The organism is Variovorax gossypii (assembly GCF_003965815.1).
GTDB lineage: Bacteria > Pseudomonadota > Gammaproteobacteria > Burkholderiales > Burkholderiaceae_C > Variovorax > Variovorax gossypii.
The window spans coordinates 52,222-77,621 of the sequence record NZ_RXOE01000007.1; the positions used below are offsets into that span (position 1 = coordinate 52,222).

At 69.3% G+C, this 25,400-nt stretch carries 27 protein-coding genes; 3 read left to right on the forward strand and 24 right to left on the reverse strand.

What is annotated here, in order from left to right:
* The 6 genes from EJP69_RS22485 to EJP69_RS22510 all read right to left on the reverse strand — a co-directional run bounded on the left by EJP69_RS22485 (window position 1) and on the right by EJP69_RS22510 (window position 4,986).
* Window positions 1–990, reverse strand: coding sequence for a tripartite tricarboxylate transporter substrate binding protein (locus EJP69_RS22485; protein WP_126472570.1), 990 nt, complete (start codon window positions 988–990; stop codon window positions 1–3).
* A gap of 65 nt (window positions 991–1,055) precedes the next feature.
* Window positions 1,056–1,412, reverse strand: a complete 357-nt coding sequence (locus EJP69_RS22490) for a cupin domain-containing protein (RefSeq protein ID WP_126472571.1) — start codon at window positions 1,410–1,412, stop codon at window positions 1,056–1,058.
* Between the two features lie 21 nt (window positions 1,413–1,433).
* Entirely contained in the window at window positions 1,434–2,441 is a 1,008-nt protein-coding gene (locus tag EJP69_RS22495; protein ID WP_240652267.1) for a quinone oxidoreductase family protein, read from the reverse strand.
* Window positions 2,442–2,444: 3 nt separating this feature from the next.
* On the reverse strand, window positions 2,445–3,335 hold the full coding sequence (locus tag EJP69_RS22500; protein WP_126472572.1) for a beta-keto acid cleavage family enzyme: 891 nt from the start codon (window positions 3,333–3,335) through the stop codon (window positions 2,445–2,447).
* Entirely contained in the window at window positions 3,332–4,096 is a 765-nt protein-coding gene (locus EJP69_RS22505; RefSeq protein ID WP_126472573.1) for an SDR family NAD(P)-dependent oxidoreductase, read from the reverse strand. Before EJP69_RS22505 ends, EJP69_RS22500 begins: the two co-directional genes overlap by 4 nt.
* Before the next feature lie 23 nt (window positions 4,097–4,119).
* Entirely contained in the window at window positions 4,120–4,986 is an 867-nt protein-coding gene (locus EJP69_RS22510) for a dioxygenase family protein (RefSeq protein WP_093195669.1), read from the reverse strand.
* Window positions 4,987–5,116: 130 nt separating this feature from the next.
* Between EJP69_RS22510 and EJP69_RS22515 the strand changes: the two genes are divergently transcribed.
* Window positions 5,117–6,157: a LacI family DNA-binding transcriptional regulator gene (locus EJP69_RS22515; protein ID WP_126472574.1), complete on the forward strand. Its 1,041-nt coding sequence runs from the start codon at window positions 5,117–5,119 to the stop codon at window positions 6,155–6,157.
* Window positions 6,158–6,169: 12 nt separating this feature from the next.
* On the opposite strand, the gene EJP69_RS22520 is transcribed toward EJP69_RS22515, so the two are convergent.
* The 3 genes from EJP69_RS22520 to EJP69_RS22530 all read right to left on the reverse strand — a co-directional run bounded on the left by EJP69_RS22520 (window position 6,170) and on the right by EJP69_RS22530 (window position 8,493).
* Entirely contained in the window at window positions 6,170–6,496 is a 327-nt protein-coding gene (locus tag EJP69_RS22520; RefSeq protein WP_126472575.1) for a hypothetical protein, read from the reverse strand.
* A 19-nt stretch (window positions 6,497–6,515) separates the two neighbouring features.
* On the reverse strand, window positions 6,516–8,201 hold the full coding sequence (locus EJP69_RS22525; protein ID WP_126472576.1) for a hypothetical protein: 1,686 nt from the start codon (window positions 8,199–8,201) through the stop codon (window positions 6,516–6,518).
* Window positions 8,202–8,271: 70 nt separating this feature from the next.
* Window positions 8,272–8,493 carry a DUF1127 domain-containing protein gene (locus tag EJP69_RS22530; protein ID WP_240652269.1) on the reverse strand — a complete coding sequence of 74 codons (222 nt, stop codon included), beginning with the start codon at window positions 8,491–8,493 and terminating at the stop codon, window positions 8,272–8,274.
* Between the two features lie 77 nt (window positions 8,494–8,570).
* Here EJP69_RS22530 and EJP69_RS22535 point away from each other — a divergent pair, with 77 nt between their 5' ends.
* Complete coding sequence (locus EJP69_RS22535; protein WP_126472577.1) at window positions 8,571–9,464, forward strand: LysR family transcriptional regulator; 894 nt, start codon at window positions 8,571–8,573, stop codon at window positions 9,462–9,464.
* Between the two features lie 18 nt (window positions 9,465–9,482).
* Here the strand turns inward: EJP69_RS22535 and EJP69_RS22540 are convergent, their stop codons facing one another.
* The 13 genes from EJP69_RS22540 to EJP69_RS22600 form a co-directional block, all read right to left on the reverse strand.
* Complete coding sequence (locus tag EJP69_RS22540; RefSeq protein WP_240652270.1) at window positions 9,483–10,130, reverse strand: ANTAR domain-containing response regulator; 648 nt, start codon at window positions 10,128–10,130, stop codon at window positions 9,483–9,485.
* Between the two features lie 2 nt (window positions 10,131–10,132).
* Window positions 10,133–11,287: a transporter substrate-binding domain-containing protein gene (locus EJP69_RS22545; RefSeq protein WP_093195663.1), complete on the reverse strand. Its 1,155-nt coding sequence runs from the start codon at window positions 11,285–11,287 to the stop codon at window positions 10,133–10,135.
* A gap of 49 nt (window positions 11,288–11,336) precedes the next feature.
* The gene (locus EJP69_RS22550) at window positions 11,337–12,977 is read right to left on the reverse strand and encodes a nitric oxide reductase activation protein NorD (protein WP_126472578.1); all 1,641 of its coding nucleotides are present in this window, start codon (window positions 12,975–12,977) and stop codon (window positions 11,337–11,339) included.
* Window positions 12,974–13,792, reverse strand: coding sequence for a CbbQ/NirQ/NorQ/GpvN family protein (locus EJP69_RS22555; protein ID WP_093300508.1), 819 nt, complete (start codon window positions 13,790–13,792; stop codon window positions 12,974–12,976). The genes EJP69_RS22550 and EJP69_RS22555 overlap by 4 nt, the downstream gene beginning before the upstream one ends.
* A complete protein-coding gene (locus EJP69_RS22560; protein WP_126472579.1) occupies window positions 13,789–14,799 on the reverse strand; it encodes an alpha/beta fold hydrolase in 1,011 nt (336 codons plus the stop codon). The genes EJP69_RS22555 and EJP69_RS22560 overlap by 4 nt, the downstream gene beginning before the upstream one ends.
* 11 nt (window positions 14,800–14,810) lie before the next feature.
* Window positions 14,811–15,848 (reverse strand): aliphatic amidase, encoded by a 1,038-nt coding sequence (locus tag EJP69_RS22565; RefSeq protein WP_126472580.1) that lies wholly within the window; start codon window positions 15,846–15,848, stop codon window positions 14,811–14,813.
* A 38-nt stretch (window positions 15,849–15,886) separates the two neighbouring features.
* Window positions 15,887–16,576 carry an urea ABC transporter ATP-binding subunit UrtE gene (gene urtE / locus EJP69_RS22570; protein WP_093300513.1) on the reverse strand — a complete coding sequence of 230 codons (690 nt, stop codon included), beginning with the start codon at window positions 16,574–16,576 and terminating at the stop codon, window positions 15,887–15,889.
* A 16-nt stretch (window positions 16,577–16,592) separates the two neighbouring features.
* Window positions 16,593–17,375, reverse strand: a complete 783-nt coding sequence (gene urtD / locus EJP69_RS22575; RefSeq protein WP_093300593.1) for an urea ABC transporter ATP-binding protein UrtD — start codon at window positions 17,373–17,375, stop codon at window positions 16,593–16,595.
* Between the two features lie 14 nt (window positions 17,376–17,389).
* Window positions 17,390–18,445: an urea ABC transporter permease subunit UrtC gene (gene urtC, locus EJP69_RS22580; protein ID WP_126472581.1), complete on the reverse strand. Its 1,056-nt coding sequence runs from the start codon at window positions 18,443–18,445 to the stop codon at window positions 17,390–17,392.
* A 2-nt stretch (window positions 18,446–18,447) separates the two neighbouring features.
* The gene (gene urtB / locus EJP69_RS22585) at window positions 18,448–19,350 is read right to left on the reverse strand and encodes an urea ABC transporter permease subunit UrtB (protein ID WP_093300516.1); all 903 of its coding nucleotides are present in this window, start codon (window positions 19,348–19,350) and stop codon (window positions 18,448–18,450) included.
* A 5-nt stretch (window positions 19,351–19,355) separates the two neighbouring features.
* Window positions 19,356–20,549, reverse strand: a complete 1,194-nt coding sequence (gene urtA, locus EJP69_RS22590) for an urea ABC transporter substrate-binding protein (RefSeq protein ID WP_126472582.1) — start codon at window positions 20,547–20,549, stop codon at window positions 19,356–19,358.
* Window positions 20,550–20,928: 379 nt separating this feature from the next.
* A complete protein-coding gene (locus EJP69_RS22595) occupies window positions 20,929–21,423 on the reverse strand; it encodes a hypothetical protein (RefSeq protein ID WP_126472583.1) in 495 nt (164 codons plus the stop codon).
* Window positions 21,420–22,358, reverse strand: coding sequence for a LysR family transcriptional regulator (locus EJP69_RS22600; protein WP_093195653.1), 939 nt, complete (start codon window positions 22,356–22,358; stop codon window positions 21,420–21,422). The genes EJP69_RS22595 and EJP69_RS22600 overlap by 4 nt, the downstream gene beginning before the upstream one ends.
* Window positions 22,359–22,454: 96 nt before the next feature.
* Between EJP69_RS22600 and EJP69_RS22605 the strand changes: the two genes are divergently transcribed.
* The gene (locus tag EJP69_RS22605) at window positions 22,455–23,453 is read left to right on the forward strand and encodes an NAD-dependent epimerase/dehydratase family protein (protein WP_126472584.1); all 999 of its coding nucleotides are present in this window, start codon (window positions 22,455–22,457) and stop codon (window positions 23,451–23,453) included.
* 13 nt (window positions 23,454–23,466) lie between these two features.
* Here the strand turns inward: EJP69_RS22605 and EJP69_RS22610 are convergent, their stop codons facing one another.
* A complete protein-coding gene (locus EJP69_RS22610) occupies window positions 23,467–24,411 on the reverse strand; it encodes a glutaminase (RefSeq protein WP_126472585.1) in 945 nt (314 codons plus the stop codon).
* On the reverse strand, window positions 24,408–25,316 hold the full coding sequence (locus EJP69_RS22615) for a DMT family transporter (protein WP_093300525.1): 909 nt from the start codon (window positions 25,314–25,316) through the stop codon (window positions 24,408–24,410). The genes EJP69_RS22610 and EJP69_RS22615 overlap by 4 nt, the downstream gene beginning before the upstream one ends.
* Window positions 25,317–25,400: the final 84 nt, after the last annotated feature.

Consider the following 25,400-nt stretch of genomic DNA (forward strand, 5'->3'; position numbering starts at 1 on the left):
TCAGTCGACCTTGATGCTGGCGGCTTTCACCACCTGCTGGGCCTTCGCCGTCTCGTCGACGATGAACTTGTTGAACTGCGCCGAAGGCATCGTGAACGGCTCGGCGCCCAGCTTCTCCAGCCGCTCCTTCAGCTCGGGCGATGCCATGATCTTCGCGACCTCGGCCTGCAGGCGCTCGACCACCGGCTGCGGCGTCTTCGCGGGCGCGAACAGGCCGACCCAGAACAGGTACTCCGAGCCCGGCACGCCGGCTTCCACCGTGGTGGGCGCATTGGGCAGCGCCGACGAGCGCTTGCCCGTGCCCACGGCCAGCGCCTGCAGCTTGCCGGTCTGGATCAGCGGCAGGGCCGACACCATGGGCGCGAAGAACCAGTCGACGCGTCCGGCCATCACCTCGGTCATGGCCTCGGGCGTGCCGCGGAAGGGCACGTGCTGCGCGTCGACGCCGGCCGCGAGGCGGAACACCTCAGCGTTCATGTGCGTGGCCGAGCCGTTGCCGGCGGAGGCGTAGTTGAGGCCGCCTGGCTTGGCCTTCGCCTTGGCCACGAGGTCTTTCACGTCCGCGAAGTGCGAGGGCGCCGTCACCAGCACGTTGGGCAGGCTGGCCATCGGCGTGATGCCGGTGAAGTCCTTGATGGTGTCGTACGACAGGCCCTTGTAGATCCACGGGTTCACGAGGTGGCCGGCCGAGTGCACCAGCAGCGTGTAGCCGTCGGCCGGCGACTTGGCCACGATGGCCGCACCCAGTGTGCCGCCCGCGCCGGGCTTGTTGTCCACGATCACGCTGGTGCCCAGCGCGGGCCCGAGCTTCTCGGCCACGAGGCGCGCGACGATGTCGGTGCCGCTGCCTGCGGTGAAAGGCACGACCAGCCTGACCGCCTGCGTGCCGGGCCAGTTGCCCTGCGCGTGGGCGCCCGTGAGCGCGCAGGCCGCGAGGGCCGCCGCCATCGCCAGCGTCTGGCGGCGGCTCCGGTTGAAAGTCTTCTTCATGCGTCTTGTCTCCGTTGATCTATTTGGTTGAGCGATGAATGACCGGGAAAAGGGAAGGGGCCGTGCTACGCCGGCGGCGCGTTCGGCATCACCAGCGCCACCAGTACCGGCCGGTTGCCGAGGTTCTCCAGCTGCCGCTTCTCGCCGGGCGCGAAGCGGCAGCTGTCGTAGGGGCCGAGCACTTCTTCCTGGCGCGTGCCGTCGATCTCGCCGACCACGTGCAGCTGGCCCTCGAGCACGAGGTAGAGCTTTTCCATCGGCGAGCCGTCGAGGCCGGTGCGGCCGCCGGGAAGGATCTGGCTCATGCCCATCCACATCTGCGTGGAGGGGCCGGCTTCCTTGCCCTGCAGGCGCAGGCAGCGCATGTCGAAATGGTTGGGCGCCTCGTAGTGCGGCGCCTCGCTGAAGCGGGTCACGTGCATGGGGTGTGCTCCGGAAAGAGTTCAGGGGCGCAGCACGACACGGTCGGTGCTGCCCGAGAGCACCAGCCGGTAGGCGTCGTGTGCCTCGTCGAGCGTGAAGTGGCGTGCCACCGGAAAGGGCTTCAGCGTGCCGCGCTCGAAGCCCTCGCGCATGGCGTCGAGCTGCGCGGTGCTGGCGACGCAGTCCATCGCCAGCGAGTCGATGCCCACGTAGGTGTGCATGCCCCGGTAGAACGCGAAGATGTCGAAGGGCACCGCGCGGTCGTGCGTGGCGATGAAGATCTGCGTCGCACCCTTGGCCATCGCCTTGTTGGCCGCCTCGAAGTAGGCACTGCCCACGGTGTTGTAGACGATGTTCGCGCCGCGTCCGTCGGTGAGCTCGCGCACCCGCGCGCCCACGTCGGCGTGGTGGCGCGCGTCGATCGTGTCCACCGGTCCGGCCGCGAAGCCCTGGAAAGGGCCTGCATGCCGCTGCACCGCGATCACGCGCGCGCCGGCCTGCGAGGCGAGCTGCACCGCCGCCTGCCCGACCTTGCCGTTGGCGCCCAACACCAGCACCGTCTGCCCGGCCTGCGGCATGCCGCTGCGGCGGAAGCCTTCGTAGGCTGTGACGAAGGGCACGCCCACCGCGCCGGCCTCGTCCATCGAGATGCCGCGGGGCTTGGCGCGCAGCGCCTGCTCGGGCAGCACCAGGTAGCGTGCATGCGAGCCGTCGCGCGTGATGCCCACGTCGCCGCCGGAGCCGTAGACCTCGCGGCCGATCCACTCCGAAGGGCCGCTCACCACGGTGCCCGCGAAGTCGCGGCCTGGCGTCCGGGGCCAGACCGCCTGCGGCATGATGCCCAGCGTGGCCTTCACGTCGCTGGGGTTCACCGCGGCGGCCGCGATGCGCACCACGGCATGGCCGGGCGGCGGCACCGGCTCGGTTTGCGGTGCCGCTTCGAGCCGCAATGCGTCGAGGTCGGCGGCCTTCTCGTTCACGCGCAGTGCGCGCGAACTGTGGGCGGGGTGCATGGCTGCTGCGCTCATCGTTCAGCTCCTCGCATCTGGCAGGCCCAGCATCGCGCGGGCCTCGCGCGGGTTGGCGACTTCGCCGCCCAGGCTCACGAGGATGTCGCGCGCCTTCGCCACCAGCTGCGCGTTGCTCTCGGCGAGCACGCCCTTCTCGAGGTAGATGTTGTCTTCCATCCCCACGCGCACGTGGCCGCCCAGCAGCCAGGCCTGCGCGACGATCGGGAACTCCATGCGCCCGATGCCGAAGGCGCTCCAGAAGGCGCCGCGCGGCAGCATGTTGCGCGCATAGAGCAGCGTCTCGGGCGTGGGCGCGAAGCCGTACTTCACGCCGAGAACGAAGGTCCACATGGCGGGGCCGTCGAGCGTGCCGTCGGCGATGAGGTCGAGCGCGAGGTTGATGTCGCCCGAGTCGAAGATCTCCAGCTCGGGCTTCACGCCCGCCTCGCGCATCACCTTCGCCATGCGCCGCACGTTCCTCGGCGTGTTGATGACCACGTCGGGGCCGGAGTTCATGGTGTTCAGGTCGAGCGAGCACACGTCGGGCCTGATGAGCGCGATGTGCTCCACGCGCTTCTCGGGCGGCAGCAGCGTGGTGCCGGGCGCGGCGACCTTCGGATCGTCTTCGCTCGGAATGAAGCGACCGCCCGGGCCGGTCGTGAGGTTGACGATCAGCTCGCGGTTGCCGCGGCGGATGCGGTCCACCACCTCGCGGTACAGCTCGACTTCCATCGAGGGCTTGCCGGTCTCGGGGTTGCGCACGTGGATGTGCACCTGGCTCGCGCCGGCCTCGGCGGCGGCCAGGCATTCGTCGGCGATCTGCACCGGCGTGATCGGCAGGTGCGGCGTCTGCTCCGGCTTCACGAGGTTGCCCGTGACGGCGCAGGTGATGAGTGTCTTGGTGGTGCTCACAGGTGGCGCCCTCCGTCGACCACGATGCGCGTGCCGGTCACGAATCGCATGGTGGTGGCCAGCGCCTCGACCGTGGCGGCCACGTCATCGGGCTGGCCGATGCGGCCCAGCGGCGTGGTGCTGGCCATCTTGCTGGCGAACTCCGCGCCGCGCCCCGGCACGAAGCCCGATTCCACCGCGCCCGGCGAGACCGACACCACGCGCACCGCCGGCGCCAGGGCCTTGGCCAGTGCATCGCCCACCACGTCGAGCCCGGCCTTGGCCGCCACGTAGGCGAGGTTGCTGCCCACGCCCGTGAAGCCTGCGATGGACGAGATGTTGGCCACGAGGCCGTCGCCGCTCGCCTTCAGCATCGGCGCGAACGCGCGGATGGTGGCGAACACGCCGCGGAAGTTGGAACGCACGATGTCGTCGATGAGCTCGTCGGTCAGCGCGTCGAGGTCGGCGGCCGGCACCGGTTTCGTGTGGCCCGCGCTGTTGACGAGGATGTCGCAGCGCCCGAGCGTGGCCTTCACCTCGGCCGCGGCGGCGACGAGGCTCGGCGTGTCGACGATGTCGGCGCGGATCGCCGCATGGCGCTGGCCGTTGGCCGAGGGCAGGGCGGCCGCGCGGGCCGCGGCGTCGTCGCCCTTGCGGTGCAGCAGCACGCAGGTGGCGCCCAGCGCGGCGAGGCGCGTGGCGGTGGCGTAGCCGATGGCGCCTAGGCCGCCGGTGATGACGGCGACCTTGCCGTCTAGTCTGGAGACTGGGTCGAAGCTCATGGGTGTGGTGCGGAAGAGTTGATTCAGGGAATGGGTGGGCGGGGAAACTTCATCTCGCCGGGTTCGAGCTCGAAGTCGTGGTGCAGCGAGGCACTCTTTCCGTCAGGAGCGAGCGCGAAACGGCCGATCAGCCGACGCGTCACGCCGAAGGTCGGGTCGCTCTCCAGGTTCTCGTCGTCATCGGCGAACACCTGCGTGATGAGCACCTTGTGTCCCGGCTTGCTCACCATGAAGTGCAGGTGCGCGGGACGGTTCGGGTGACGCTTCTGCGCGCGCAGCAGCACGCCGCAGGGGCCGTCGGTCGGCACCGGGTAGCCGGCCGGGCGCACGCTGCGGAAGTGGAAGCGGCCCTCGGCATCGGTGGAAAAGCGCCCGCGCAGGTTCATGTCTTCCTGCGACGGGTCCTGGTTCTCGTAGAGGCCGACCGGCGAGGCCTGCCACACGTCGACGGTGGCATCGGCCACCGGCCGGCCCTCGTGGTCGCGCACCGTGCCCGTCACCTCGAGCGGGGTGCCCGGCGTGCCCGAGCGCGCGATGCTCTCGCCCTGCGCGCAGGCCGGCGCGTTCGCGCGCCAGAAGGGCCCGAGCAGCGCGGCCGGCGACTCGCCCTGCGGGTCCTGGTTGTTCTGCAGCGCGACCACGGTCGACACGCCCAGGATGTCCGCCGCCAGCACCACCTCGTTCTTGGTCTCGCCGGTGGCCTGGCCGATGGCGACGATGAATTCGAGCGCCTGCTCGAACTCTTCTTCCGTCAGCTTCACTTCCTGGACCAGCGCGTGCAGGTGGCGCGTGACCGCTTCCATCACGGTGCGCAGCCTGGAGTCGGGCGTATGTCTCATGGCGTCGAGCACGTGGCCCAGCACCGAGTGGGGGGAGGTGGCGATGTTCATGGCAAGTCTTTGCAATCGTTTGCACGATATTAGTCCAAATCGCCGAAAAGTAAAATGGCGGCAATCCGGGGTATATGAATGGCAGAAAGCCGCCTGAAGCCACTGCACCCGGCGACAATCGTTTGCACCAATGAGCGCCAACCAACCCGCCCCGTCCTCACCCGTCACCATCCGCGACGTCGCCCGCGCCGCCGGCGTGCACGTGTCCACCGTCTCGCGCGCGCTCAGCCCCGAGAAGCGCTCGCTGATCAGCGAGGAGGTGCTGCGCGTGGTCGAGGAGGCGGCGCAGCGCCTGGGCTACCGGCCCAACCGCGCGGCCTCGGCGCTGCGCACGGGGCGCACCCACACCATCGGCGTGCTGGTGCCCGACATCACCAACGCGGTGTTCCCGCCGATCCTGCAGGGCATAGAGGCCAGCGCCGCCGCGCGCGGGTATTTCGTGTTCGTCACCAACGTGGTCGACCACGCGCTCGCGCGGCCGGTGCTGGAGCGCATGCTGGCGCAGCGCGTCGACGGCGTGGTCATGGCCACCGCCACGCGCGACGATCCGCTGGTCGACTTCGTCACCAAGGCGGGCATGACGGCCGTGCTGGTCAACCGCGCCGACGAGACCGGCCGCCTGCCGGCCGTGGTGAGCGACGACCGGCTCGCGATGAAGCTCGCGGTCGACCACCTCGTTGCGCTGGGCCACAAGCGCATCGCGCACCTTGCGGGCCCGCAGACCATTCCCACCGGCGTGGGCCGGCGCCTGGGCGTGGAGCAGGCCCTGCGCGACCACCGCATGAAGCCCTTCCGCGTGGTCGAGTGCGCGAGCTACAGCCGCGAGGCCGGCGCCGAGGCGATGAAGCAGATGCTCGCGGCCGGCGCCGCGCCGCAGGCCGTGGTGTGCTGCAACGACCTGGTCGCGCTGGGCGCCTACGACGCGCTGCGCGAGGCGGGCCTGCGCGTGCCGCAGGACATCTCAGTCACCGGCCACAACGACATGCCGCTGGTCGACATGGTCGACCCGCCGCTCACCACCATCCGCCTGCCGCACCGCGAACTCGGCTGGCGCGCGGCCGAGATGCTGTTCGAGGAGATCGACGGCCACTCGATGTCGGCCTCGACCGTGGTGCTGCGCCCCGAGCTGGTGGTGCGCAAGTCGACCGGCGCGCCGGCCGGCACGCGCTGAGCCGCGGCGGGCCTACCACCACCAGTGGGCGATGTCGTCGCTGAACCCCATGTAGAGCAGCACCAGCGTGACCAGCGCGACGATGCACTTGGCGCGCAGCGACATCTTCGGCCTGGGCGCGAAGTCCGCCGCGCTGCCGACGAAGTGCACGCCGCAATGGGGGCACTGCCGCACCTTGCCGTAGATCGGCTCCTTGCAGCGCGGGCAGGGCACTTCGTCCGAACCGGGCTCCGGCGGCGAGCCGTCCGTGCGCTGCTGCCTCTCGCGTTGCTGCTGCAGCCTCGCGCGGCGCTCGCGGTGCGCGGCCAGGTCGATGGGGTCGTTGGGCTTGTCGGACATGCTCGGATGAAAACAGGCCCTAGCGTACAGCGCGCGGCGCGGCCTTCCTGCGCGCGGCGGGACGGCGCGGCGGCTTCGCCTCCAGCACCAGTTCGGCCGGCAGCGTGTCGTTCCACGACTCGGTGAAGTAGGCGCGGTCGCTGGGTACCAGCTGGGGCAGCGCCTCGCGCAGCAGCGCCAGCGATTGCTCGGCGGCCTTCAGGTCGCCGGCATGCGCCGCGTACCAGGCGTGCTCGAACAGCAGGCTGCAGTGCTGCAGGCCCGGATAGCGGCGGCGTCCGGCCTGGTGGTCGGCCAGCCGCGCCTGCGCCACCTGCACCCAGCGCGCGGGCCAGTTGGTCGCATCGAAGGCATCGGCGAGCGGGCCGGCCAGCTTCGAGATGGCGGTCGGATCCAGCGGCTTCTGCGCGCGGAACTGCGCGAGCGTGGGCTGCTGCTCGGGCCGGCAATGGCCGCGCGCGATGCGCATCAGGTAGATCGCGTTCCACGCCGAACGGCCCTGGCCGTCGGTGTGGCCGCAGAGCCATTCGCTGAAGGCGATCCACTGCACCGCGCGGCGGGTGGTGTCGGTGTTGCCGTCGTGCGCCAGCGCGGGCAGGTCGGAGAGGCCCACGCGGTCGAACAGCCACGCGGCCATGCCCATGTTGGCGGCCACGTGCTGCGCCGCGTCGAAGGAGTGCGACTCGAAGGCGGCCGCCAGCGCTTCGCCGAAGCGTTGCAGCGACTCCTCGGCCAGCGCGGCCGCGGCGGGCTTGTCGTCTGCCGACAGCGTCAGCGCGCGCGAGCGGCAGGCCAGCGCCCACAGGTTGCACCACTCGAAGCGCACGTCGGGGTGGTGGCGCAGCACCAGTCCGCGCACCGCGTCTTCGGCCATGCCGCTCAGCAGCGACTGCGCCAGCGGCAGGTCGCGCGCGGTATAGGCGCACCACGCGGAGACGATGCACTCCATCGCGCCGAGGTAGTCGCTGCCCGCGACGTGGTGCGCGAGCCGCTGCTTCTTGAGCGCCTGCAGCCGCCGCCGCGCCTGTTCGTTGTCGCCGAGCCGGCGCCACAGCATGGCCTCGTTGAGCGTGACCAGCGCGCGCTGGAAGTCGGTGGCCGCCAGCGTGCCGGCGAGGCGGATCGATTCGAGGGCGCTGCCGCCCAGGTTCTCGCCCGGCTTCTCGCCAGCGACGGGTGCCATCAGCCGCCCCTGTCGCGCCGCCTGCTGCGAGGCGACGAGCTGCTTCCAGAAAGCCGCGTCCTGCAGGTGCACCGCATCGGGCGGCGGCGAACCGGCAGCCTGCTGATGCCTGCGGGAGCGCAGTCCGAGGAAGGACGCGATCTCGGCGGCGGTGGCCGCGCGGCCTTGCACCAGCACGCGCACGCGCTTCGCCTCGGCGGCAGGCAGCCAGAAGGGGCCCTGGCTGCGCCGCTCGGCGTTCAGGAAGCGGGGCTCGCGCTGCGTGTCCTCGCCCCAGCCGGCGTCGATGCCCCAGGTCTTGAAGTCGCGGAAGGCGCGGCTCACGACCATGCGCAGCGTGCTGGCGTCGGACACCTCGCCGCGCAGGTCGGCCAGCCGCACGACGCCGGCGTCGGCCTCGTGGGCGTGCTGCATGCGCACCAGCAGCCACAGCGACTGGAAGGCCGCGCGCCTGCCGTTCACCGACTGCGGCGAGGTGAGCTCTATGGAAACGTGATCTGCGTGTGGGGCTGGCTTGGGCACGCCCCCGATTTGAACCTCAAAACGGGGGCGTTACCTGAAGAGAGATGCCGGCGACGGAAAGGCTTCGTGCTCAGTAGCGGTGCTCGTCCAGCAGCCCGGGCACTTCGCTGCGCCCGATGCCCAGGTCGCGCAGCTCGTGCTCGCTCATGCCGGCGAGGTGCCGCGAATCGGCGCGTGCGCGGCGGCGATTCACCACGCGGCGGCGCCAGCCGCGCAGGGCATGGATCAGGCGTTGATGAAAGGACGTTGGCTTCGGCGCATTCACGATGGGCTCCTTGGTTGGTGCGCTCATCTTCCCGTCGGGCGTGATATTGTGGAAGTTGAGAATTCTGAGCCTGGCAATCAGGCTTCCTGATATCGGCACAGCCCATGCGACAGCTCAACCTCGACCAACTGCGCACCCTCATCGCCATCGTCGACCTCGGCACCTTCTCGGCCGCCGCCCAGGCGCTGCACCTGGCCCAGCCCACGGTGAGCCTGCACATCAGCGAACTCGAATCGCGCCTGGGCGCGCCGCTGGTGGTGCGCGGCAACCGGCGCATCACGCCGACGGCGGCAGGGGCCGCGCTGGTGGAGCGCGGGCGCAAGCTGCTGCGCGACACCGACGACGCGGTCGAGGCGGTCAAGCGCCAGGCCGAGGGGCGCATCGGCCGCGTGCGGCTGGGCACATCCACCGGCGTGCTGGTCGACCTGCTGCCGCAGGTGCTGGAGGCGCTGGGCGCGGAGCACTCCGGCATCGACGTCGAGGTGAGCATCCGCGGCTCCTACGAAGCCATGGAGCGGCTGGCGGCGGGCACGCTCGACATCGGCCTGGTCGCCATTCCGCAGCCGCCGCTGCGCGGCATCGTCGTCACGCCCTGGTGCGAGCAGCCCATGATGGCCTTCGTGCCGCGCCGCTGGAAGGCGCCGAAGCGCGTCACGCCCGCGTGGCTGGCGGCGCAGCCGCTGATCTTCAACGAGGCGACCACGCACATGTACCGCCTCACCATGGAATGGTTTGCCGCTGCCGGCTTCGCGCCGCGCGCGCGCATCGAGCTCAACTACGACGCCGCCATGCGCAGCCTGGTGGCGGCCGGCTACGGCGCGGCGCTGCTGCCGCTGCAGCAGTCCACCGACATCGCGCCGGGCAACGACCGCATACAGGTCCTGCCGGTGAGCCCGAAGCTCACTCGCCGCGTGGGTATCGCGCACCGCCAGCATGCGCTGCTCGACGGCGCGACGCTGAGCGTGCTCGAGGTGCTGAAGACCTTCAGCCAGGCCTGACCGGCGGCCTGCCGGGTGTCAGGCCCCGTCGGGCTTGCGCATGCCCAGCGAGAGGATCTCGTTGGCGTTGACGATGGCCGTGGCGATCTCTTCCGTGGTCGTGCGCTTGCTCATGGCCTGGTCGCGGATCAGGTCGTAGGCCTGGCCCTCCGACACGTCGTGCGTCTTCATCAATATCGCCTTGGCCTCGGCGATGCGGCGCTGCCCCAGCAGCTTGGCCTCGACCTTGCGCAGCCGCTTGGCCAGCGAGCGCGCCTCCTTGTGCGCCTCGCGCGCCACAACCAGCGCAGAGAACAGCCCGAACGAGCGCACCGGCGACGGCAGCACCGCCTTGGCGCCGATCTCCAGCACCGCCTCGATGATCGTCGGGTTCTCGTAGGTCACCACCGCGATGATGGCCGGCGCGTCCTCGCTGCGGGTCCACTCGAAGCGCAGGTTGATGAAGTCGGGCTGCACCGCCATGAAGGCCACGTCGATGCCCTCCGGCAGCACCTGCACCGGCGGCCAGAAGGCCTGCACCTGGCAGCCGATGCGCTGCAGCTGCTGCGTGAGCTGGCGGCCGTCGCTGTCGTCGGGGTGGATCACCGCGATCTTCAGCAGCCGTAGCTCCTTCAGCTGCGGCGGCGTGACGCGCAGGGTGTGGCGTTTTGGAGCCGGGCCTTCCACGCTCAGGCCTCCAGCGTGTCCAGCTTGGCGGTCCAGTCGCCCAACGAATGGGTGACGAGATAGGGGTCCGGGTACACCGCCCGCGTGGCCTGCCGCACGATGGTGAATTGGCCGTGCGCATCGACCCGGCCGATGCGCGGGTACAGGCAGGTGTGGTGGTTGGTCGGGTCGATCTTCACCAGCCCCTGCGGCGCGTCGAACTCGCTGCCCAGGATGTGCGGAAGGATCTCCGCGATGCCGTCGCTGCCCGCCTGCCGGTAGGCATTGGCGAAGATGTGCATCTGGAAGTACGAAGCCTCCCAGCACAGGTTGGGCACGCAGCCGTCGCCGAAGCGCGCGCGCAGCATCGCCAGGCAGCGCCGGTTGGCGGCCGAGTCGATCGACTGGAAGTACGGCGCCGCCGTGAAGTGCCCGGTCGCCACGCCGTGGCCCATCTGCGAGATCTCGGCCTCCGAGGTCGTGAGGCTGGCGATGGGCATGGTCTTCGGGTCGAAGCCGGCCTCGGCGTAGGCGCGGTACAGGCTCGCGGTGGAGTCGCCCACCACGGTCGAGAAGATGAAGTCGGGCCGCTTGTCGCGGATGTCGTCCATGATGGCCCGGTAGTCGCGCTCGCCCGCGTCCAGCGCCACATAACGTTCGCCGAGCTTCTCGCTGCCGGGGCGCTGCATCACCAGCTCGCCCATGATGCGGTTCGACTCGTAGGGGTAGATGTAGTCGGAGCCGATCAGGTACACGCGCGCGCCGAAGTTCGTGGTCATGAACTCGGCCAGCTGCACGCTGTTCTGGTTGGGCGCGGCGCCGGTGTAGATCACGTTGCCCGAGTACTCGAAGCCCTCGTAGAGCGTCGGGTAGAAGAGCAGCTTGTTCCACTTCTCGATGACCGGGATCACGGCCTTGCGGCTGCTCGACATGTAGCAGCCGAAGATCACGTTCACGCGGTCCTGCACGATCAGCCGCTCGGCCAGCACGGCGTAGCGCGCGGGGTTGGACTGCGGGTCGTAGCGCACGGCCACGATCTCGCGGCCGTCCACGCCGCCGGCCGCGTTGATCTCCTCGATGCCGAGCAGCGCGCCCTGCAGCTGCGAGAGTCCGATGGTCGATGTGACGCCGGTTTCCGAATAGAGGATGCCGACGCGTATGGGGTCCTTGTCAGCCACGCTGAAGTCTCCTGGGGTGTCGAATCATCATAGTCTTCAGTCGGCGGTGTCAGTGGGCGGCGGCGAGCCGTGCGCTCATGCGCGCGAGCCGGGCGGGCAGGCTGCGCGCGTCGTCGGCGATGCAATAGTCGCGCCAGCCGAAGATGCGCCGCACATAGGCGTCGGCCGCGCCGTCCACCGCGACGCAGGCGGCGCGCACGCCGGCATCGCGTGCCTCGGCGACGGCCTGGCGGGCATCCTCGATCAGGTAGCGCGCGTCGTGCACGTCGATGTCGGAGGGCGCGCCGTCGGTCACCAGCAGCACCGCGCGCTGGCCCGGCGGCTCGGCGCGCATCAGCGATGTGGCATGGCGCAGCGCGGCGCCCATGCGGGTCGAGTAGCGCCCGTGCAGCGCGCCGATCATGGCGCGCGCCGGCGCGTCCAGCGGCATGCCCGATTCGAGCAGGCGGTAGTAGTAAACCTCGGCGCGCGTGTTCGACGAGAAGCCGTGGATCGCGAGCCGGTCGACGCCGCGCGCGTTCGACGCGGCCAGCATCAGCGCGGCCTGCTTCTCGATGTCGAGCAGCGAAGCCGCATGCGGCCCCGGGTCGTTGGCGGAAGCCGACAGGTCCAGCAGCACCAGCACGCTCGAAGGGCGCGGGCCCTTGCCCGGGCGCATGAACAGGCGCGCGTCGGGCCGCAGCCGGAGGCGGCGGTCGACCAGCACCTCGATGGCCGCATTCAGGTCGATGTCGTCGCCCTCCCATTGCCGGCGCAGGCGGTGCGTGCGGTCGAGGTGCCGCGCGCGGGGCAGGGCGAGCGGGGCGATGCGCTCGCTGCCGGCCGATGCCTGCTCGCGCGCCGGCAGCAGGCCCTGCCATGCCGGCAGCTTCTCGATCACCGTGCACCAGTCGGGGCGCAGGCGTTCGAGCCTGCGGTCCCATTCGGGATACGTGTAGCGGCCGAGTTCGATGTCGCCCGCGGCATCCGGGGGAGGGGCGCTGCCTTCGGTCGGCGCGTCGGAAGGCGGCGGTGGCGGCCGTGCGCCCGCTTGCCGCAGCGCGATGGCTTCGTCGGGCGCCGCATCGGTTTCGGCGAAGTCCCACAGGTAGCTGTTGTCGTCGCGCCAGGGCGCGGGCACGACGTAGTCGCGGGGCTCGAAGCGCACGCGCATCTGGCCCAGGTCGTTCGCGAGGATCGAGGCGATCGCGCGGAAGGCGTCGTAGTCCTCCAGGCCCGCGCCGGCGGCGGTCTCCTCGAACAGGCGGCGTGCCTTGTTCACCCAGTGGTTGTCGTCCTGCGACGAGGGCAGCAGCAGCAGGCGGTCCATGCGCGAGACGAGCGCGGCGAAGCCCAGGTCGAGCGCGTCGGGCACCGGCGGCAGCGACGCGGCGAACCAGCCGTGCAGGCCGGGGAAGTCGCGGCACAGCAGCCGCTCGACGCGCGCGTCCTCGATGGCCGAGACGATGGCGATGCCCATGGGCCTGAGCGTGTGCGCCGGGCGCGCGGGCTGCGAGTGGCGCAGGTGCGCGACCGCGTGCGCGACCATCGCGCGGCGAAGGCCCGGCCCGGTGGCGCTCTCCGGCAGCAGCAGCTTGCGACCGGTGAGCACGGCGCGTGCGCCGGCCAGCGCCTGCACTTCAACGTCGATGCCGGCCAGGCCGCGCGCGAGCAGCGCCAGCGCACCGAGGCCGCCGTGCCCTTCGCTCATCCGAACTGCGCCTCGACGAAGCCCTGCAGCGCGCTCGCCATGTCGGGGTCGTCGGTCAGCGCGCGCGTCATCGTCATCTCGCAGCTCTCGCGCGGCGTCACGCCGTCGCGGATCAGCACGCCCGCGTAGATCAGCATGCGCGTCGACACGCCCTCGTCGAGCCCGCGGTGCTTCAGCTCGCGCGAGCAGCGCGCGATGGCCACCAGCTTCGCGGCGAGATCGAGACCGACCCCGGCCTCGTGCGCGACGATCTCCGCTTCGAGCGTGCTGCCCGGATAGTCGAACTCCAGCGCCGCGAAGCGCTGGCGCGTCGATGGCTTCATGTCCTTCGCGCTGCTCTGGTAGCCGGGGTTGTACGACACCACCAGCTGGAAGTCGGGATGCGCATGCACCAGCTCGCCTTTCTTGTCCAGCGGCAGGATGCGGCGCGCGTCCGTCAGCGGGTGGATCACCACGGTCGTGTCCTGCCGCGCCTCCACCACCTCGTCGAGGTAGCAGATGCCGCCGTGCCGCACCGCCAGCGTCAGAGGACCGTCGTGCCAGGCGGTGCCGTTGGCGTCGAGCAGGTAGCGCCCGACGAGGTCGGATGCCGTCATGTCCTCGTTGCAGGCCAGCGTCACGAGCGGCCGGCCGAGCGACCACGCCATGTGCTCCACGAAGCGCGTCTTGCCGCAGCCGGTCGGGCCCTTGAGGATCAGCGGCATGCGGTGGCGGTAGGCCTGCCGGTAGAGCGCCACCTCGTTGCCCGCGGGCCGGTAGAAGGGCTCGGACTCGATGCGGTAGGCCGCGAGCGGATCGTGCACGGGTGCGTTCATGGCGTGGCGAGCAGTTCCTTCAGCGCGTCGTCGATGAAGCGGGTGTCGGCGGGGCTGCTGCCGCCGCCCGCGAAGTGGCCCCACACGCCCGGGATCGGGCGGCACTCGGCGTTCGGCATGTGCGACACCTCCCACTCGTTGTCGGCCGCGGGAAAGTACAGGTCGCGCTCGGCCGGCATCACGATGGCGCGTGCCTTGATGGCGCCTAGCGCTCTCTTGAAGTCGCCCTTGAACACCGGGTTGTCGCTGATGTCGCCGTGCTGCCACGACCACAGCATCGCCAGCAGGTTGTTCGCGTCCTTCTTCAGGAAGAAGCCTTCCCAGTAGCCGACCAGGAAGTCCTCGAGCGAACTGAAGCCCAGCTCGCGCCACAGCTCCTGCATGTAGAAGGGCTGCGACAGGCCCCAGCCGGCGTACACGCGGCCCACCGCGCGCAGGCCCCTCGTGGGCGGCGTGGTGTACCAGCCGCCGTTCCACGCGGCATCGGCCGTGAGCGCCGCCTTCACGCCCTCGAGGAACACGATGTTGTGCGGCGCCGTCTTCGCCGAGCCGCAGAAGGGCGCGATGCGCCGGACCATGTCGGGGTACAGGCAGCCCCACTGGTTGGTCTGCTGCGCGCCCATCGACCAGCCCACCACCAGGGCGATGCGCTCGATGCCGAACTTCTGCGTCACCAGCCGGTGCTGCAGCGTCACGTTGTCGTAGAGCGTGACGTTCGGAAAGCGCGAGAGGTCGTAGGGTTGCGGCGTGTTGCTCGGCGAGGACGACAGCCCGTTGCCCAGCATGTTGGGCACGATGATGAAGTACTTCGCCGGGTCGAGCGCCATGCCCGGACCGATGAGCCACTCGTTGTCGTGGTGCTGCCCCGAATACCAGGTGGGGTAGACGATGACGTTGCTCTTGTCGGCGTTGAGCGTGCCGTAGGTCTTGTAGGCGAGCTTCGCGCCGCGCAGGGTGGCGCCCCGCTGCAGCACGATGTCGCCGAGCTCGAAGATCTCGTAGTCCATGGTGCGGCGGCTCAGCGATGCTTGGCCGCTTCGTTCGGAATGCCCTCGATCGGGCACTCCGGCGTGCCCACCGTGCTGCGCGTGAACGACTCCACCATCTCGCGCGTGCCCTCGGGGTCGTTGATCCACTTCGTGTAGAAGTTGTACGGGCAGGCCGCCACGCCCTTGTCGCCGTCGCCGGAATTGATGGTGCCGGTGTAGCCGCGATGCACCAGCTTGAACAGGTGGTTCTGCGACTGACCGTTGCGGCGTGCGTCGCGGATCAGGCCCATCGAGAGCTCGGCGTAGTTGATGCCCATCTCCTCCTCGCCGCATTCGCCCAGCGTGCGGCCGTCGAAGCCGATGAGCGCCGAGTGGCCGAAGTACGAGTACACGCCGTCGAAACCCGCCGCGTTGGCCACCGCCACGTAGGTGTTGTTCATGAAGGCCATGGCCTTCGACACCATGATCTGCTGTTCCTTGGCCGGGTACATGTAGCCCTGGCAGCGGATGATGAGCTCGGCGCCGCGCATCGCGCAGTCGCGCCAGATCTCGGGGTAGTTGCCGTCGTCGCAGATGATCAGGCTGATCTTCATTCCCTTGGGGCCTTCGCTCACGTAGGTGCAGTCGCCCGGATACCAGCCCTCGATGGGCACCCACGGCATGATCTTGCGGTACTTCTGGACGATCTCGCCCTGGTTGTTCATGAGGATCAGCGTGTTGTAGGGCGCCTTGTTCGGATGCTCCTCGTGGCGCTCGCCGGTCAGCGAGAACACGCCCCACACGTTCGCGCGGCGGCAGGCGTCGGCGAAGATGGCCGTCTCCTCGCCGGGCACGGTGGCGGCCGTGTCGTACATCTCCTTGGCGTCGTACATGATCCCGTGCGTGGAGTACTCGGGGAACACCACCAGGTCCATGCCTGGCAGGCCCTTCTTCATGCCGACCAGCATCTCGCCGATCTTGCGGGCGTTGTCCAGCACCTCGGCCTTGGTGTGCAGGCGGGGCATCTTGTAGTTGACGACCGCGACGCCCACGCAATCGTTGCTGCTCGAAATATCACCGTGTCTCATGGGACTGCTCCTGAAAGAGGGGTTGAGGAAAAAGAGGGCTACACGGTCAGGAACGACCTGACCTTGTCCTGGTCGAGCGTCGCGCGCGCCTCGTCGTGCACGAGGCGCCCGCGGTCGATGACGAGAAAGCGGTCGGCCAGGTCGAGCGCGAAGCTCAGCACCTGCTCCGACACCACGATGGCGAAGCCGCGCTCGGCGCGCAGCACGTTCAGCGTCTGCGCGATCTCCTTGATGATCGAAGGCTGGATGCCCTCGGTCGGCTCGTCGAGGATCAGCAGCTTCGGCTCGGAGATCAGCGCGCGCGCAATCGCCAGCATCTGCTGCTGGCCGCCGGAGAGGTTGCCGGCCTTGCGCTGCCTCATGTCCTTGAGCACCGGGAAGAAGCGGTAGAGGTACTCGGGCACCGTGCGGTGGCCCGACTTCGCCGCGCCCGAGAGGATGTTCTGCTCCACAGTGAGAAACGGGAACACCATGCGCCCCTGCGGCACGAAGGCCAGCCCCTGTGCCACGCGCTGGTAGCTGGGCAGCCTGGTGATGTCGGCGCCGCCCAGGCGGATGTGGCCTCCGCGCGCCGGCAGCAAGCCGATGAGCGACTTCAGCAGCGTGGTCTTGCCCATGCCGTTGCGGCCCATGACGGCGACAGCCTCGCCGGGTGCCACATGCAGCGACACGTCGCGGATCACCTGCGATTCGCCGTAGGCCACGTTCAGTCCGGAAACTTCGAGCATCCGTTTTCTCCTCTGTTCAGTGGCCGAGGTAGACGTCGATCACGCGCGGGTCGGCCTGCACTTCGGCGGCGGTGCCTTCGCTGAGCAGCCGGCCCTGGTGCAGCACCGTCACGCGGTGCGCGATGCGCTTGACGAAATCCATGTCGTGCTCGATCACCACCAGCGACTTGCCCGACGCGATGCGCCGCAGCAGGTCGCCGGTCTGCTCGCGCTCGCGCGGGCTCATGCCTGCCACGGGCTCGTCGAGCAGCAGCAGCTCGGGCTCCTGCATCAGCAGCATCCCGATCTCCAGCCATTGCTTCTGGCCGTGGCTGAGCTGGCCCGCGCGGCGGTCGAGCTGGTCGAGCAGGAACACGTCGGCCGCCATCGCGTCGATGCGCTCGCGCAGCGCCGCCGTGCGGCGGAAGGTCAGCGACTGCAGCAGGCCGTGCATGCGCGGCAGCGAGATCTCGAAGTTCTCCAGCACCGTGAGGTCTTCATAGACCGAGGGCGTCTGGAACTTGCGGCCCACGCCGGCGCGCACGATCTCGTGCTCGTTCATGCGGGCGAGGTCGGCGCCGTTGAAGAGCACGCGGCCCGAACTCGGCTTGGTCTTGCCGCACACCATGTCGAGCAGCGTGGTCTTGCCCGCGCCGTTCGGGCCGATGATCACGCGCAGCTCGTTGCGCTCGACCGCAAGGCTCAGGCCGTCCACCGCCTTGAAGCCGTCGAAGGACACGGTGAGGTCTTCCACGCGCAAGATCTGCTCGCTGGAAGGCGGCGCCGCCGAAGCGGCCTGCGGCAGGCCGCCGCCGGGCATCGTCATCGTCGCGTTCATGGCGCGGCCTCCGCGCCGCGCCGGCGCATCAGCTTCTCGCCCAGACCCGCAAGGCCGTTGGGCATGGCCCAGACCACGAGGATGAACACGGCGCCCAGGAAGTACAGCCAGCCTTCGGGAAAGGTCTCCGACAGGTACGACTTGAGAAAGCCGATCAGCAGCGCGCCGATCACTGCGCCCGGAATCGACAGCCGTCCGCCGACCGCCGCGTAGATCACCATCTCCACCGATGCCACCACGCCGATCACGCCCGGCGCGATCAGCCCGACCTGCAGGCTGTAGAAGGCTCCGCCGATGGACGAAAGCACTGCTGCCACCGCGAACACGAAGGCCTTCATGTGCGCCGTGTTGTAGCCGCTGAAGCGCACGCGGTCTTCGCGGTCGCGGATGGCGATGAGGATCTTGCCGAAGCGACTGCGCACGACGAGCAGCGAGAGCGCCATCACCAGCCCGACGGCCAGCACCTCGACGAAGTAGATCGTGCGCTTGGAGTCGTCGTTCGCGATGTCCAGGCCCAGCAGCGTGCGGAAGTCGGTGATGCCGTTGGCGCCGCCGGTATCGCCCTGCTGGCCGATCACCACCACCGTGAGCGTGAGCGCCAGCGACAGCGTGACGATCGCGAAATACACGCCGCTCACGCGCCGCTTGAAGATCGCGTACGAGAACACGTACGCCAGCACCGCCGGAACCACGAGGATGCCGACCACGGTCCAGCCCAGCGAATGGAAGGGCTGCCACCACGTGGGCAGCTGCTCCACGCTGCTCCACACCATGAAGTCGGGCAGCTCGGGCGCGGAGGCTTCGAGCTTGAGGAACATGGCCATCATGTAGCCGCCAAGGCCGAAGAACATGCCCTGGCCCAGGCTCAGCACGCCGCCGTAGCCCCAGGTCAGCACCACGCCGATCGCGACGAAGGCGAAGGCCAGGTACTTGCCCACGAGGTTCAGGCGGAAGGCGTCGAGCGCGAGCGGCAGCACCACGGCCAGCAGCAGGAGCACGGCGGCCATCGAGCCGATGTCGCGCCTGCGTTGCAAAGAGAGCTTCGACAGCATGCTCAGCTCCTCGAACGGACCGCGAACAGCCCGTTGGGCCGGAAATACAGCACCACGATCACCAGCAGCAGGATCGTCGCCTTGGCCATGGAGCCGCTCATCAGGTACTCGAGCCAGGTCTGCGACTGCGCGATGGAGAAGCCCGAGAGGGCCGTCCCCACCAGGCTCTGCACGCCGCCGAACACCACCACGATGAAGGAGTCGACGATGTAGAGCTGGCCGGTTCCGGGGTTGGTCGAGCCGATCATCGTGAACACCGCGCCCGCGATGCCCGCGAGGCCGGAGCCCAGCGCGAAGGTCATCGCGTCGACGCGGTGCGTGTCGATGCCCACCGCGCCGGCGATGGCGCGGTTCTGCGTCACCGCGCGCACCTTGAGTCCCCACGAGGTGCGGTACAGCAGCAGGTAGACGCCGGTCGCCACCAGCGCGGTGAGCCCCACGATGAAGATGCGGTTCAGCGGCAGCTGGATGCCCGCCGTCGGCTCCCACGCTCCCGCGAGCCACGAGGCCAGCGGCACGCTCACCTCCTGCGCGCCGAAGATCGAGCGGTAGGCCTGCTGCAGCATCAGGCTCAGGCCCCAGGTGGCGAGCAGGGTGTCCAGCGGCCGGTCGTAGAAGAAGCGGATGAAGCCCCGTTCCAGCACGTAGCCGAACGCGAAGGTCACTGCGAACGCGAACGGAATCGCGGCGAACAGGTACAGGTCCATGAAGCCCGGCGCGAAGTGCTCGAAGAAGCGCGCGGCCAGGTAGGTCATGTAGGCGCCGAGGGCCATCAGCTCGCCGTGCGCCATGTTGATGACGCCCATCAGGCCGAACACGATGGCCAGCCCGATCGCCATCAGCAGCAGGATGGTGAACAGGCTCACGCCGTTGAACACCTGCATCACCGCGATGTCAAAGTTCATCGCGTTCAGACCTTCGGGAAGGGGTTGGGCTCGACGAGCTGGGGCGATTCCCACACGATGTCGAACTGGCCGTCGGGGCGCGCACGGCCGACGCGCACCTTCTTCCAGACGTGGTGATTGGTGGCGTGCACGCGCACCGTGCCTTCGGGCGCCTCGATCTCCACGCCCGCGGCAGCCGCCGTGACCTTGTCGACGTCGAAGGACTTGGCCTTCTCCACCGCCAGCTTCCAGAGGTACACGCTGTTGTAGGCCACCTCCATCGGGTCGCCGATCACGCGGTCCTGCCCGTACTTCGCCTTGAAGGCCTTCACGAATTTCTCGTTGGCCGGCGACTTGATGCTCTGGAAGTAGCCCATGCAGGCGTAGTAGCCCGCGGCGTTGTCCTTGCCGATGCCGTCGATCTCGTTTTCCGACACCACGGTGGACAGCAGCACCTGCTTGGCACCGTCCAGGCCCGCCGCGCGCAGCTGCTTGTAGAAGGCCACGTTGGAGCCGCCCACCACGGTGCTGTAGATGCAGTCGGGCTTGGCGGCCTTGATCTTGTTGATGATCGACGAGAACTCGGTGTGGCCCAGCGGCGCGTACTCTTCGCCGAGCACCTTGCCGCCGGCCTTGGCGATGGCCGGCTTGGCGATCTTGTTGCAGGTGCGCGGGTAGATGTAGTCGGAGCCCACGAGGAAGAAGCTCTTGCCCTTCTCGCGCGCCATCCACTCGACCGCCGCGATCACAGACTGCGTGGCTTCCTGCGAGGGGTAGAACACGCGCTTGTCCTGCTCCTGGCCCTCGTAGTAGGTCGGATAGAACAGCAGGCCCTTGGCCTGGTTGAGCACCGGCAGCAGCGCCTTGCGCGAGGCCGAGGTGTAGCAGCCGATGATGGCCGCGACCTTGTCGCGCTCCAGCAGCTTGCGGGCCTTCTCGGCGAACACCGGGTTCTCGCTCGCGCCGTCTTCCACCACGGCCTCGATCTTCCGGCCCATCACGCCGCCGGCCGCGTTGATCTCCTCGATCGCCAGCTTCTCGGCATCGACCAGCGAAGCCTCGGCGATGGCGATGGTGCCCGAGAGCGAATGCAGCAGCCCCAGCTTCACGGGGCCGCTGTCCTGCGCCGAGGCAATGCCGGCCACGCCGCCGGCGGCGCCCAACACGATCATCGAGCCGCCGGTCTTCACGATCTGGCGGCGGTTGAAAACGTTCGTCATGTCAAATTCCTTCGTATTTGTGCGAGTCATCAGGAAGATCCGACCTTCGGAACCGCGCGTTGGGTGTCTCCTCCCGCGGCGCGGCCCTGCAAACGAACGCTGCGTTGCCAGTGCGCTTTTCTCCGGGCAAGGCTCCGCCACCGGATGCGGCGCATCCGTTTCGAAAAAGCACTCTTGCGGCCGAGAAAACAAAAAAGCCCGAACCGGTGGTTAAACCGATTCGGGCTTTATTGCCCGACGCCTCGCTGGCAGCACTGGCAGCGGGTGTCGTATGACTGGTAACGATTGCTCGTTGGGGCGGATTCTTCTCAACTCACCCCGGCATGAACATACGCTGTTTCGCTAATTGGCGAAAACGCGGCGCATGTGTTATTCGCGCTCAGCGCGGGCGCGCGTAGTCCGACTCGATCCACGCGCTCGCACTGCTGGCGGTGAGCTTGAACGCGGGCGACACGCTCACGCTGGCGAGTTCGCTGTCGTCCGCGTCGTCGTAGGCCGTGAGCGTGGCCGTGGGGTTGTCCTCGTCGGGCACGATGGAAAGCGCCACGCGCACGCGCCGGTCGTCGCGCGCAGTGACGGTCACGCTCTTGTTGAGCGTGGCGTGCAGCTGCTGCTCGTGGCGGCGGATGACTTCGGCGGCGGTCTTCACCAGCGTGGAGAAGGCCGGGGCGTCGAGCGGCTTGGGGTTCTTCTTGTCGCGGCCCATGGTCCAGGGGCCGACGAGGGCCGGCTCGGGGTCGCCGTGGCGCGTCATCTCGACGGCCCAGCCGTCGTCTTCCTCGTTCTTGATAACGCGGGCGGTCCAGCGGTCGTCGCGCCAGAGGCGGTCTTCCTGCAGGGGGAGGATGTCGGAGTCTGTGGTCGGTTCTGTCATTCGGTAGGTGTCGGTCTGGCGCGGGGCATTTTCGCCTCCGCCGCAGGGCCACCGATGTGGCGCGCGAGACCCTCGGCCAGCGCATCGAAGGTGGCGCGGCAGCGCGGGCTGCCGCGCAGGTCCTCGTGCATCGTGACCCAGGTGTCCAGCTTCAGAGAGAAACCGCGCGGTATCAGCCGGACCAGCCCGGGGTTGCGGCTGGCCAGCGCCACCTGGCAGATGCCGATGCCGGCACCGGCGCGGATCAGCGCCAGCTGCGTGAGGTCGCTGTCGGTGCGCAGCGAGAAGGCGTCGCGCGTGAAGCCCTTGAGCGCCTTGCCCGCGTTGCGCACGAAGGCCGTGGGCTGGTCGTAGCCGATCAGCGAGTGCGCGGCCAGCTCTTCCAGCTTGCGCGGCGTGCCGTGGCGCGCCAAGTAGTCGCGATGCGCATGAAAGCCCAGCTCGATGTTGCCGATGCGGCGCGCCACCAGCTGCTCCTGCCTGGGGCGCACCATGCGCACGGCGATGTCGGCCTCGCGCCGCAGCAGGTCCTGCACGCGGTTGGTCGACACCAGCTCGACCTTCAGCGCCGGGTGCGTCTCGCGAAGCCCCGCCACGATGGGCGGCAGCACTTCCGCGCAGACGACTTCGCTGGCCGACACGCGCACCACGCCGCGCACGCCTTCGCCCTGGCTGCTGGCGGCGCGCTCCAGCGAGGCGGCGGTGCTTTCCATGGCCTCCGCATGCGTGCGCAGCGCCAGCGCCACCTCGGTGGGCAGCAGCCCCGTCTGCGAGCGCGTGAAAAGCACGGTGCCCAGCGCTTCCTCGAGCGCCGCCACGTGGCGCCCGACCGTGGGCTGGGTGATGCCGAGGGCGCGTGCCGCGCCCGAGAGCGAGCCCTCGCGCAGCACGCTCAGGAAAGTGCGGTAGAGCTCCCAGCCGATGTTCGAAGTCATACATAAATGTATGGCCGATAGCTCATGTTCGGCAATTCCAATGGAGCCGACGCGGTTCCAGAATTCTTCCATCGGCAACAACTTCTGGAGCAGTTCATGGCACACGACACGACACGCGGCGACACGGTCCTGGTTCTCGGCGCAACGGGCGGCATCGGCGGCGAGGTGGCCCGCCAGCTGCGCGATGCGGGCTGGGAGGTGCGCGCACTGAAGCGCGATGCGCAGGAAGGAAAGCGCGAGGGCATCACCTGGCTGGCCGGCGACGCGATGGATGCGCAGGCCGTGCGGCGGGCGGCGAAGGGCTGCTCGGTCATCGTGCATGCGGTCAATCCGCCGGGCTACCGCAACTGGTCGGAACTGGTGCTGCCGATGCTCGACAACACCATCGCCGCCGCGAAGGCCGAGGGCGCGACCGTCGTGCTGCCCGGCACGGTCTACAACTTCGGCCCCGACGCCTTCCCGCTGCTGGCCGAGGACTCGCCGCAGCGCCCGCTCACCCGCAAGGGCGCGATCCGCGTCGAGATGGAACGGCGCCTGGAGGAAGCCAGCCGCCAGGGCGCGCGGGTGCTGATCGTGCGCGCCGGCGACTTCTTCGGCCCGAAGGCGGGCAACAACTGGTTCTCGCAGGGGCTGGTGAAGGCGGGGCAGCCCGTCAGGTCCGTGAGCTACCCCGGCAGCGCCGGCGTCGGCCACCAGTGGTCGTACCTGCCCGACGTGGCGCGCACCATGGTCGAGCTGCTGGCGAGGCGCGACCGGCTCGATGCCTTCGCGCGGTTCCACATGGCTGGCCACTGGGACGCCGACGGCACGCGCATGAGCGACGCCATCCGCAAGGTGGTGGCGCGCCGTATCGGCACGAGGGTCGGCGTGTCGGCCTTTCCGTGGTGGCTGCTGACGCTGGCCTCGCCCCTCGTCGTCACCTTCCGCGAAATGCGCGAGATGCGCTACCTGTGGCGCACGCCCGTGGGCATGGACAACGCGAAGCTGGTGGCCTTCCTGGGCCGCGAACCGCACACGCCGCTCGAGGAGGCGGTGGAAGCCTCGCTCGAAGGCATGGGCTGCCTGGCCACGGCGCCGGTGGCCGCCGTGGCCTGATCCGCGGCGAAGCTCAGAACACCGACAGGCCCGTGCGCGTCACGAAGAGTTCCAGCGCCTTCATGCCCAGCAGCGAATTGCCGGTGGCGTCGAGCGCCGGCGACCACACGCACAGCGTGAGCCTGTCGGGCACCACGGCGACAATGCCGCCGCCCACGCCGCTCTTGCAGGGCAGGCCGATCGAGAAGGCCACGTCGCCCGCCGCGTCGTAGGTGCCGCAGGTGAGCATCAGCGCGTTGATGCGGCGCGTCTGCCGCTCGCCGGTGACCTCGGGCTCTCCGTCGATCGGATGCGCGCCGTCGCGGCACAGGAAGGCCGCGGCGCGCGCCAGCTGGCGGCAGCTCATGCGCAGCGCGCACTGGTTGAAGTAGGTGTCGAGCACGGTCTCGACGTCGTTGTCGATCTTGCCGAAGCTCTTCATGAAGTTGGCCAGCGCGATGTTGCGAAAGCCCGTGTCGGCCTCCGAACGGGCCACCTCGTCGTCGAAGGCGATGGGCTCGCCGCACAGGCTCGACATGAGCGCGAGGATGTCGGTCTTGGCGCTGCCGCCGCTGGCCCTGGCCTGGCTCACGAGCCGGTCGGCCACCGCGATGGCGCCTGCATTGATGAAGGGGTTGCGCGGCTTGCCCTGCTCGTTCTCCAGCTGCACCAGCGAGTTGAACGGGTTGCCCGAGGGCTCGCGGCCGATGCGCTCCCACAGCGCGTCACCCATGCGCTGCATGGCGAGCGTGAGCGTGAAGAGCTTCGACACGCTCTGGATGGAAAAGGGCGTCTCGAAGTCGCCCGCGCCGGCCTCCTCGCCCTCGCAGGTGCGCAGCGCGATGCCGAACTGCCGCGCATCGACGCGCGCGAGCGCCGGGATGTAGCTGGCCACCTTGCCGCCCTGGCCCAGCTGCGGGCGCAGGGTGGCGACGATCTCGTCGAGGACGGGCTGGAATTTGCTGGTCTTGCTGCTCATGCGGTGCGTTGTACCGCAGGCCGCCGGTTCACCAGCACGATGCCCAGCGCCACGCCGATGAGCGCAACGATCAGCTGCGCCGTGAGCGGCTCCTTCAGCAGCGCTACGCCGAACACCAGCGCGAACAGCGGCGTGAGGAAGGTGAAAGACGACATCTGCGTGGCCGGGTAGTGCCGCAGCAGCCACATCCACGCGAGGTAGCTGGCGAAGGCGCCGACCACCGTCTGCAGGCCGATGGAGGTCCAGGCCCAGGCGGAGTACGAGAAGCCCCAGTGCTCGCCGAGCCCCAGCGACAGCACCGGGCACATCGCGGCAGTCACCGCCACTTGGTAGAACAGCGTCTTCTCGGCACTGGCCGTGGCCAGGCGAGTGGTGCGCAGCGTGAGCGTGGTCAGGCCCCAGAGCATGCCGGCCGCCAGCGCCATGCCGTCGCCGATGAGCTGTGACGAGCTCATGTGGGCGAAGCCCTCGCTGAAGGCCAGCACCACGCCCGAGAACGCGATGAAGAGCCCCAGCCACTGGAAGCCGCGCAGCCGCTCGGCCGGCACCCAGCGCGGCAGCAGCAGCGACACCCAGAAGGGCGCGGTGTAGAGGAACACCGTGAGCCGCGAGGCGCTGGTGTGCTGCAGCCCGAGGTAGATGCCGGCGAATTCGCCCGAGAACAGCAGGCCGGCCAGCAACCCGGGCCACAGCGTGCCGTCGCGCTCGAAGAGCGGCACGCGCCGCCACACGCACCAAAGCCACAGCAGCACGGTCGCGCCGATCATGCGGATCGAGGCCTGCCACATCGGCGGTACCTCGGCCACGGTGGTCTTGATGAGGATCTGCTGCAGGCCCCAGAAGGCGCAGCAGGCGATGAGCAGGCCTATGGCGAGGCTGTCGAGGTGGGTCTTGCGCTGGATCATTCGGGGCGGTCGATCGAACGGGTGGCGGCGGCGGATGGCCGCTCGATTCATCCGATGATCGTATCGCGCTGGCAAATTCCGCGC